10 protein-coding genes and 2 tRNA genes are annotated in these 8,722 nt (G+C 50.8%); 4 read left to right on the top strand and 8 right to left on the bottom strand.

What is annotated here, in order from left to right; genetic code table 11:
* Positions 1-789, bottom strand: a 789-nt coding sequence (locus tag E1189_RS04860; RefSeq protein ID WP_155158925.1) for a hypothetical protein, incomplete at its 3' end; no start/stop codon positions are given.
* Between the two features lie 269 nt (positions 790-1,058).
* Here E1189_RS04860 and E1189_RS04855 point away from each other — a divergent pair.
* A complete protein-coding gene (locus tag E1189_RS04855; RefSeq protein ID WP_155158924.1) occupies positions 1,059-3,017 on the top strand; it encodes a hypothetical protein in 1,959 nt (652 codons plus the stop codon).
* A gap of 76 nt (positions 3,018-3,093) precedes the next feature.
* Complete coding sequence (gene cysG, locus E1189_RS04850; RefSeq protein WP_155158926.1) at positions 3,094-4,524, top strand: siroheme synthase CysG; 1,431 nt, start codon at positions 3,094-3,096, stop codon at positions 4,522-4,524.
* Here cysG and E1189_RS04845 read toward each other — a convergent pair.
* The 7 genes from E1189_RS04845 to E1189_RS04815 all read right to left on the bottom strand — a co-directional run bounded on the left by E1189_RS04845 (position 4,521) and on the right by E1189_RS04815 (position 8,101).
* Entirely contained in the window at positions 4,521-5,171 is a 651-nt protein-coding gene (locus E1189_RS04845; protein ID WP_155158923.1) for a deoxynucleoside kinase, read from the bottom strand. The two genes, cysG and E1189_RS04845, sit on opposite strands and share 4 nt — an antisense overlap.
* Positions 5,168-5,710 (bottom strand): thymidine kinase, encoded by a 543-nt coding sequence (locus E1189_RS04840; protein ID WP_155158922.1) that lies wholly within the window; start codon positions 5,708-5,710, stop codon positions 5,168-5,170. Before E1189_RS04840 ends, E1189_RS04845 begins: the two co-directional genes overlap by 4 nt.
* Before the next feature lie 185 nt (positions 5,711-5,895).
* Positions 5,896-6,231: a TusE/DsrC/DsvC family sulfur relay protein gene (locus tag E1189_RS04835; RefSeq protein ID WP_155158921.1), complete on the bottom strand. Its 336-nt coding sequence runs from the start codon at positions 6,229-6,231 to the stop codon at positions 5,896-5,898.
* A gap of 21 nt (positions 6,232-6,252) precedes the next feature.
* Positions 6,253-6,555, bottom strand: a complete 303-nt coding sequence (gene tusB, locus E1189_RS04830; protein ID WP_155158920.1) for a sulfurtransferase complex subunit TusB — start codon at positions 6,553-6,555, stop codon at positions 6,253-6,255.
* Positions 6,555-6,911: a sulfurtransferase complex subunit TusC gene (gene tusC / locus E1189_RS04825; protein ID WP_155158919.1), complete on the bottom strand. Its 357-nt coding sequence runs from the start codon at positions 6,909-6,911 to the stop codon at positions 6,555-6,557. Before tusC ends, tusB begins: the two co-directional genes overlap by 1 nt.
* A gap of 17 nt (positions 6,912-6,928) precedes the next feature.
* Entirely contained in the window at positions 6,929-7,321 is a 393-nt protein-coding gene (gene tusD, locus E1189_RS04820) for a sulfurtransferase complex subunit TusD (RefSeq protein WP_155158918.1), read from the bottom strand.
* Between the two features lie 99 nt (positions 7,322-7,420).
* A complete protein-coding gene (locus E1189_RS04815; protein ID WP_155158917.1) occupies positions 7,421-8,101 on the bottom strand; it encodes a Bax inhibitor-1/YccA family protein in 681 nt (226 codons plus the stop codon).
* Between the two features lie 161 nt (positions 8,102-8,262).
* Between E1189_RS04815 and E1189_RS04810 the strand changes: the two genes are divergently transcribed.
* Both E1189_RS04810 and E1189_RS04805 read left to right on the top strand, forming a co-directional pair.
* Positions 8,263-8,353 (top strand) — tRNA-Ser (locus E1189_RS04810).
* Between the two features lie 69 nt (positions 8,354-8,422).
* A tRNA-Ser gene (locus E1189_RS04805) sits at positions 8,423-8,513 on the top strand.
* Positions 8,514-8,722: the final 209 nt, after the last annotated feature.

The raw sequence follows: 8,722 nt of genomic DNA, 5'->3' as shown, positions 1-8,722 counted from the left end.
TGATTGAGGTTCTGAGTCTACAGTACGTGATGATGGATGATTGCCCGGCAATGGTGGAGGCGTGTTCTCTGCTCGCTGCTGTTGAGCCTGTTGAATAAGCTGTCTGGCGACGCCCAGAGCCTCCGTGACAAGGGCCTTGTTAGCCTGCGGACGTGTAGAAAACTTTGTTTTGTTGATAGCTGTACTTGCTGCCTGTAAGGGGTTGGATGTTCCACTGCTAAGTGCTTCCTCAGCAATTTTGGCACCGGTAAGCTGAGCCCCACGGGTTTGTACGGCTTTATAGGCTGCCTGCCCGTTTGGGGGGAGGCGGCTTTCACGGGCAAGTGGGGCAAGGTTGCTTTGCAGGTCTTGCACTAACGTGAGGTCTGTCACCTGAGAGAGCCGGGCCTGCATGTGCTCCCCCGCCTTTGGATGACCGCTCATGGCAATATCGCGCAGCTGTTGTAACGGGGATGCCTCTGGAGGGGTAACGCTCAGAGCTTTAAGCGCTGTATCAACAGTGATGACCGATCGACCCTTTATCTCTTTTTCAGCATAAGGATTGAGCTTAAGGACGTAGTCAGTAAGGTTCTGCTGCTCTTTCAGTGATTTGTTTTTTACTTTTCCTGTGACAATACCAAACCGGCCGAATGCACCTCTGGCCTGATCGGCCCGAACCTCAATCTCACCGCTTTTAGTCACTTTGATACGAACTTCACTATCGCCCTGGTTGGCATTCTGGAGCTCTTGCAGCTTCTGGGTGAGGGCTGCGTTGTCTATGTTAATGGATCCTACGTTCTGCCTGTCCATGACGGCCCCCTGAAATGAAGCTGGTATATGCCTTCTTGTCATTTTAGCCAGCCACCGCGCAGTGACTGTTCAAGGGCTGATAGAGGGAGGAAAGGAGCAATTCTTTTCTGAGCAGACCCGCTGGCAGTGATAAAGTGCCAAAGAACAGGCAGGTTTCTCTCACGATTTTTTGGATTTAGCCTAAACTCCCCTCCCTTATAGTTGTTAAGAATATAAATTCCCTGCCCTTATCGAAGGGACAGGGCGAGCATGGTACAAGGGGTTAGTGGGTGAAAAAAGGCGGATATGGATGGGGCGTCCTGGTTCTTTCTCTGGTGTTGCTGGTTCCCGCAGGCTGGAGTGAACCTCCTGTTTTTGCCAATACCCCGGAAGGGTTTTGGGTGCGGGCTGGCTCCCACTCTGTTTACCTTCAGGAATTCTCGCCTTACCCCTTTCTTCTCAATGCCGCCTTGCTTGGTGGTGTAAGTTACGTCAACAGGTTGTCTCTTGATGCCTATCGGTATCTCCCTCAGGGAAAATGGCTTTCTCAAACGATTCCCCTCTGGCTGGGGCGACTGGGAACAGCGGTAGGCATGGGGGGAAGTGCCTGGTATCTGTCGACATTTCTTGATCAATATGGCTGGTGGTCGGGCTCCATAAGGAATCAGGCTGTTGAAGTTGATCTCGCTGGTGTCAGTGCAAGGTTGGTTATGGCAGTAGAGCAGCAGGATATGGGGACTGTCTTTGCATTTATTCCTAACCCGCTGATAGACCCTGTCTCTCTTTCTTCTGGACTGGATCCTGTAACATGTTCCTTGTTGTCAATTCACAGAGAAATGATTGACCAGAAGCTTGGTCGGCTGAATGTCATACCGTTCCATGATCGCCGTGGGGCCGGGGTTCGTGTAGGGTGGCGAGATGCCTCTCATACCTGGCACTGGTTGCATCTTGGCGTGCGTTTTCATAGCGAGCGAGGCGGGGTATGGCTGGAATTACCTGAGCGGCGTCGGGATTCCGAGGTTATCAGTCTGTTCCAACCAGAAGTGCTGAATACGATTCTTGCTGTTTTGAAAACCGGCCGTGCTACAGCGCTTGTCAATGATATACAGCTTTTACCCCTTGAGCTGGACTGGACGAAGGATGGCTACTGGACGGTGGAGCTGGCAGGTGGAGACGGGGCTGTTTTTCTGGAAGGTGTGAACGACTTCTCAGGCATCAAGAAACTCAGGCTCTTTCAGGTAGGGGGCAATAACAGTGACGGCACCTTATACCGCATTCCCCGCAGCTGGACATCTCTGGCTCAGTTGATGATGAATGCCGGTTGGTTGGCATCCGGTTACCACCCTGATCTGGGCATTAAGAAAACAGCCTTGTGGGGAAAAGTGCGTCCACGTCTTAAGGATCTGGAGTCCGGCAAGTTGATAAGTGCTGGTTTGACGGCACCCGTTATCAGAAAGCGAATGGGGCTGCCTATTTCCGATGTGGCGGTTGAATACGAATATGACTTGAAAAACCAGAACAGGATCGACCTCTCCTACGACCTGTACCAATATATTGCCAAAACCTCCCCATCCAAAAAGTGGCAGTTTGAGATAACCGGCACGGATGGACGAAAAGTGTGGGTGGCTAACTCTGAACTGGGGTGGCGCAGCGGGCCCTCAAAAAGCATTTATATGGCGCAGCATCAGTTTAATGGCCTTCAGATTGAGCCGGGATCCGGGAGCACCGTCTCCATCATGCCCGTGGAGCTGGAGCCTGTTGGACAGTTTGAGCTGGCTGTCAAAGAAGGCCCATACAAAAATCTGGAGCAGCTGGCTGATATTCTCACCCAATCTATCGTAGATAACTACCCGACTCTGCGGGAAGGGGAGCATCTTCAGATTGATACAAGCAAAGGGGAACATTTTGAATTTGAGGTGAAGCGCGGGAAGTTAAAAAATAAAAAACATGAGCCTGCAGGTGCTGTTTATACCCTTGGCAGTGAGCCTGACCTGATTGTGGAGTACCCGGACTTTTGGCCTGCAGATACGCTTTGGGATAGTGGAGTGGTACCTGGTAAGCCCGCAGCCCCTAATAAAGGATTTGTACTGAAAACTGGTAAGCCCGCAGAGGCGGTTTCGAAAGCAGAGGTCGCCGCCAAAATGAACCAGGCCGCGAAGAAAGTGAATAACGAGGATGTACGAAAGGAAGCGGCTAAAACAAAGTTCAAGGTTTTCTCTGGCAAAGGCTATACAACGGGAAGGAGGTGAAAGGAATCTCGGGGCTGGTCAATAGCTATGGATAACAGGTAGAGTGTTGACACATTTGTAGTTGACTATAAAAACAATGAATTATCTGCCGCTGTTCCTCGAGTTAAAAGGGCAAACTGTACTGGTTGTTGGGGGGCAGGATATTGCTCTTCGGAAAGTTCGGTTACTGTTGTCTGCCGGTGCTCATATCTGTCTTGTAGCTCCTGATATTTGTGATGAATTACAGGATTTGCTGACAGGAAAAGAGCATTGGCTTGTGCAAGAGCCTTATGTGTCTTCCCATCTATCAGAAGAGTCTCTTCCCCATGTCAAGCTGGTGATTGCGGCCACTGATGATAATCAGGTGAATGAGCTTGTTGCCCGGGATGCCAAAGCCCGCAATCTATTTGTTAATGTGGTAGACGGTGCAGACTTAGGCAATGCTATTATGCCGGCTATTATTGACCGTTCTCCTCTGGTTGTTGCTCTTTCCAGTGCCGGTAAGGCGCCGGTGCTGGCGCGCATATTGCGCACCCGCCTTGAAGCACTTATTCCCCATGGCTATGGCCGTTTGGCAGAATTGTCTGGACGGTTCCGCAAGAGGGTGAAGGCTCGTTTTAATAATCTGAATGATCGCCGTTACTTCTGGGAGAAGGTACTGGCAGGCCCCGCTGCGGAAGCAGCATTAAATGGAAATATTGATAGGGCTGAATCGCTGATGTCCAGGGAGTTGGACAGCCATAACAAGCAAACTGTCGGGGAAGTCTATCTGGTCGGTGGCGGCCCAGGTGATCCGGATCTTCTGACTTTTAAGGCTTTGCGGCTGATGCAGCAGGCGGATGTAGTGCTTTATGACCGTTTGGTCTCTGATGAGGTACTGAACCTGTGCCGTCGTGATGCAGATAGAATCTATGTCGGTAAGCGCCGTAATCGTCATACCGTGCCCCAGGGTGAGATCAACCGTTTATTGGCGAAACTGGCAAAAGAGGGGCGTCGTGTACTCCGCCTTAAAGGAGGTGACCCCTTTATCTTTGGCCGGGGTGGGGAGGAAATTGAAACCCTGATGTCTGAAGGTATTCCCTTTCAGGTAGTTCCCGGAATTACCGCTGCTTCCGGCTGTGCCAGCTATTCCGGTATTCCTCTTACTCATCGCGATCATGCTCAATCTGTACGTTTCGTGACAGGGCACCTGAAAGACGGCTCTATCGATTTGCACTGGCAGGATATGGCCAGCGGTAATCAGACACTCGTCTTCTACATGGGGTTGTTGGGTTTGTCAGTGATTTGTCAGAAGCTGGTTGATCATGGACGCGATTCTGATACGCCGATTGCTTTGGTGCAACAGGGGACAATGCAGAAGCAAAAAGTGTGGGTGGGCACACTGGCGACGATGGCTGAGAAGATTAGAAATGAAGAGGTAAAACCGCCAACTTTGATTATTGTGGGCAGTGTGGTGTCGCTGCGGGATAAGTTGAACTGGTTCCAGCCTGAGGCAGAACCAGTCAGTCCAACAGCGGAGTCAGCTTAAGCGACGTTACGCTCTTCCTGTTCGGCAATGATGCTCAGGATTTTCTGGGCAACTTCTTTCTTGCAACCGAAGTTGTCCCACTCCAGATTTAGCAGTGGGGTGTTCATCTCACGGCAAATCTGTGGCAGGCAGGCTTCGTGGAAGTTGTGCAGGTCTTTGATGTAAGACAGTGGAGTGCCATCTTCTGCATCTCGGGCACGGGAGAGAAGGCGTCCATAGGCCACTTCCGGAGTCGTGCGAAGATATACGACAGCACTGATGCGTGGGTACTCAGTCAGGCGGCGCTTGATGTCGTAGTAGTAATCCATATACATGGCACTGGGTTGTTCCATGGACAGGAAGTTGGCCTGGGAGAAAATCAGGTCAGAGTACAGGGAGCGTTCTATCAGGTAGTTCTTGCTGGTATCCAGGTGCTTCACCAGGTTTGCACGACGCTCGGTGATGTACTTCTGAAAACGAATACGACGGTTCGCATCGTGAGGGTGCTTAGTGAAATCTTCCAGTAGCTCGGTGAAGCGTGGATCATCTACTGGCTCTTTCAGTGACTCCCAGCCCAGCTCCTTGGCCAACTCTGGTAACAGAGTGGATTTCCCTGCAGCGATGTTAGCTTCAACCGCGACGAAGTGGTTGGTCTGTTGGTTAATCATTGTTGAGCCTCCAAAAAGCACTCGGTGCAGACAGGGAAGTATTGTTCATCATGGCCAACGATAATCGTTCGGCCGTTACTTTCACCCACAAAACGGGTGAATTGCGCAGGTGCACCGCATTTGCAGTCGGCAAACAGCGGATCGAGCTGTTGTGCGTAGCGGGTAATCAGTTCCGATGCTGCAAAGGTGGCACCGCGATAATCAGTCATCAGGCCATAAAAGCGCACGCGGATTCCGGTGATGGACAAACGAATCAGGCGCATGATGGTCTCTTCTGGCAGAAACTGTGATTCATCTACCAGAACATAAGTGGGTTTGCTTTCACGGATTTTTTCGACAACGGTTTCCGTAGAGTCGAAAACGAAGCAAGGCAGTTCCCGGCCGTTACGGCTCTTTACCTTGTCGTCCGGTGAACGGGTATCGAGTGCCGGACGGATGACCAGTACAGAGTGGTCTTCTGACAGTGCATAGAAATCACCGATCAGACGAGCCGTCTTACCGGATTTCATTGGGCCATAGATAAATGTGACGGGGCTCATGAAATGTTGTGTGTTCCTGCGGGGGCATGGATTCGCGTAGGCAGCGCACTATAGGGGGCTGTGAACAGTCCGGCAATAGGTAAATGAACGCTTGTAATCTTCGTTCTGAAGAATTGCCGGTGAGTGTCGTCTACAGAAAACCCTGATGTGCTTGTAATGTGTTGCTCTTGCTTCAATCAGTGTATTTAGAAGCAGTTTGTTGGCCTGGGCAGCCCGGCAATACGGGATACGATTTTGGCCGGACTTCCGGGGAACAACTTCATAAGATACATGCTATTGCCCTTTTCTGCTCCCAAATTTTCCTTAACATATCTCACCATCGGGCGTTGGCTGGGAGCCAGTTCGTATTGCTGGTAGAACTGGCGAATCAGGTTGATGATCTCCCAGTGTGCCTCATCCAGAGAGATGTTTTCATCCTGTGCGAGGGCGTGAGCGGTGTCGGTATTCCAGTCGGACAGATTGACGAGGTAGCCATCATTGTCGAGTGGGATTTCAGTGTCGTTTATCTTCAGGCTTTTCATGGGTGCGTTATTTATGATGTATCAAAACCAGCTGAGGGTTTTTGTGTGCTGTTCAGTCAGTGCAACAAAGCCATCGAAATCTACGACAGTCACCCAGTTTGGCAGACGGTTCATCAATCCCCGAGCCTGAACATCAGCCTTCAGACAGTAAACGGGATATGTGTCAGCTATATCTTTGACGGCCTTGGCGTTGAGGCTGCCTGCTATAAGGGCGTTCACCCCATCTTCGATAAAAAGCAAAGTATCGCCAGTATTCAGTGCAACTGTTGCCTGGGTCAGTGCCGGATGCTCCGGGCTTTTATTTATGGTGTGTAGGTAGGCCATTAGAAATTCAGGATGCTGTCCTGCTCCTGCAGAAGGGATGGAACCTGGGATCGGGAAATAATAGTGGGCGTAAGAATGAGGTCATCTTGTGTCAGGCCGCGATCAACCAAATCCTGCTCGCAAACATAGATGCTCTCCACACCATAAATTTCCAGCGCCTGCAGCAGAGATCCTGTGTTTTTCTGGGGCAGCGACTCTGGAGCCTGTTTATTTAACAGCTGCAGAATCCCATCTCCCAGTACCAGCAGGGAGGCGTCCATATCAAAAGAGGCAGCGACCAGCAGGCTTTCAATACCATCGCGTACGGAGGTTGAACTGTAAGGGCTGTGGGAACTGACGATGCAGATTTTGCTCATAATTGTTCTCTCTGAAGTCAGTTGCCAAAGGTGATGGTGCGGTCAGCCGCTGCAGTGCCGTCTATCAGCTGGCCAAGGCCGGAGATAGTGAATGGTGCTTCTATATTGCTGGCAGCTTTGTCGTAGCGGGTGGCTTCGGATTCATCAAGAAGGCCTCGCTTCAGTGCTGCCGAAATGCAGATCACCATATCTATCTGGTGCTCTTCGCCAAATTCTTTCCAGGCTTGGTGAAGGTTTGCTTCACCCTGTGGCGGAACAGTGAGGCTGGAGCCGGTATGAACGGCATCCCCCAGGAAGAAAACCCTGTAAATGCTGTGGCCGCGCTTCACAGCGGCTTGTGCAAAGCTCAATGCGGTTTGGCAGGCTTGTGAGGACGCCGGTGCGCCATGGATAACCAGTGTGTAGTTCATAGAGCGGTATCAATCTGTGAGGCGCGAAAGTCTAACACAAGAAAAAAAAAACCTCGCCGGAGCGAGGTTTTCTTCAAAGAGGCGTGTCGTGCTTATTTATTAGTCGTCACCGCTCAGGACTGTAAGCAGGTTCAGCAGGTGAACAAACAGCATATAAATGTCGAGGTACAGGCTTACGGTGGCCATGATGTAGTTGGTTTCACCGCCACGGATGATGCGGCTGGTGTCGAACAGGATCAGGGCAGAAGCCAGCAGTACAGCACCTGCGGAGATGGCCAGGCTCAGACCGGAGATATCCACGAAGAAGCCGAGGATGGAAGCACCAATCAGAACCAGCAGGCCGACAAATACAAAGCCGCGCAGGAATGAGAAGTCTTTCTTGGTGACAAACACATAAGCCGACAGGCCAAAGAAGATAAAGGCGGTGTAGGCCAGGGCAGACATCAGAATGCCGGTGAGAGCCGGGTTAGACAGGTAAACGCTCAGAACCGGCCCCAGTGTGTAGCCGAAGAAGCCAGTGAAGGCGAATACCAGAGGTAGTGCCCAGATGCTGTTTCGAGCTGCATTCAGGGCAAACAGCAGACCGATACTGATAACCAGAGACATGATGGGGTTTACAAAACCGGCACCAATGCTCATGGAGAGCCATGCGGTGCCAGCACTGAAGAGCAGGGTCATGCTCAGCAGCATATAAGTGTTCTTAATAACTTTGTTAACACTTATATCTAAACCAGGCTGTACAGCCTGCTCTCTTACATAGGGTGAGGGTGATTGGGCCATACTGGAGTCTCCCTGTAGGTGTTTCCCGATAAAGTTCTACGGATATTGGTAAGGATACTGGTCTGGGGTGGCAAATCAAGCACAGGCCGTTGACTCGACAGAAAATTTCAGTAACATGCATCTCGTCTCAGGCGCTGCAGCGATGTTTCTCCTGAGATTTTGGAGGGATGACTGAGTGGTTGAAAGTACCGGTCTTGAAAACCGGCGTAGGCTAATACCCTACCCAGGGTTCGAATCCCTGTCCCTCCGCCATATTTTAAGCCTGGAATCACATGGTTTCAGGCTTTTTTAATTCCACTGCAAAGCAGTGAAATCCTCTGCGGAGAGGTGGCTGAGTGGTTGAAAGCACCGGTCTTGAAAACCGGCGAGGGTTAATAGCCCTTCCAGGGTTCGAATCCCTGCCTCTCCGCCATCGTCAAAAAGAATCCTGTCATCCATTCGATGATGGGATTTTTTTACATCTGACGAGGCGTATTTTCGCACCTTATTTTCCCAAAAATTGTCTCGGCGTTTCACAATTGTGAAACGGGTGTGAAACTAATTTTGGGTAAGTGCGAACTCCGCTATCCAGCCAAACATTCGCTTGCGATGTTCATGTTTTAAGCTCTCTTTTAGGCACTC

It is taken from the genome of Parendozoicomonas verongulae (genome assembly GCF_009711465.1).
Classification (GTDB): domain Bacteria; phylum Pseudomonadota; class Gammaproteobacteria; order Pseudomonadales; family Endozoicomonadaceae; genus Sansalvadorimonas; species Sansalvadorimonas verongulae.
Note: the sequence above shows the minus strand (reverse complement) of the source record. Positions and strands in the feature narration are given on the sequence as shown.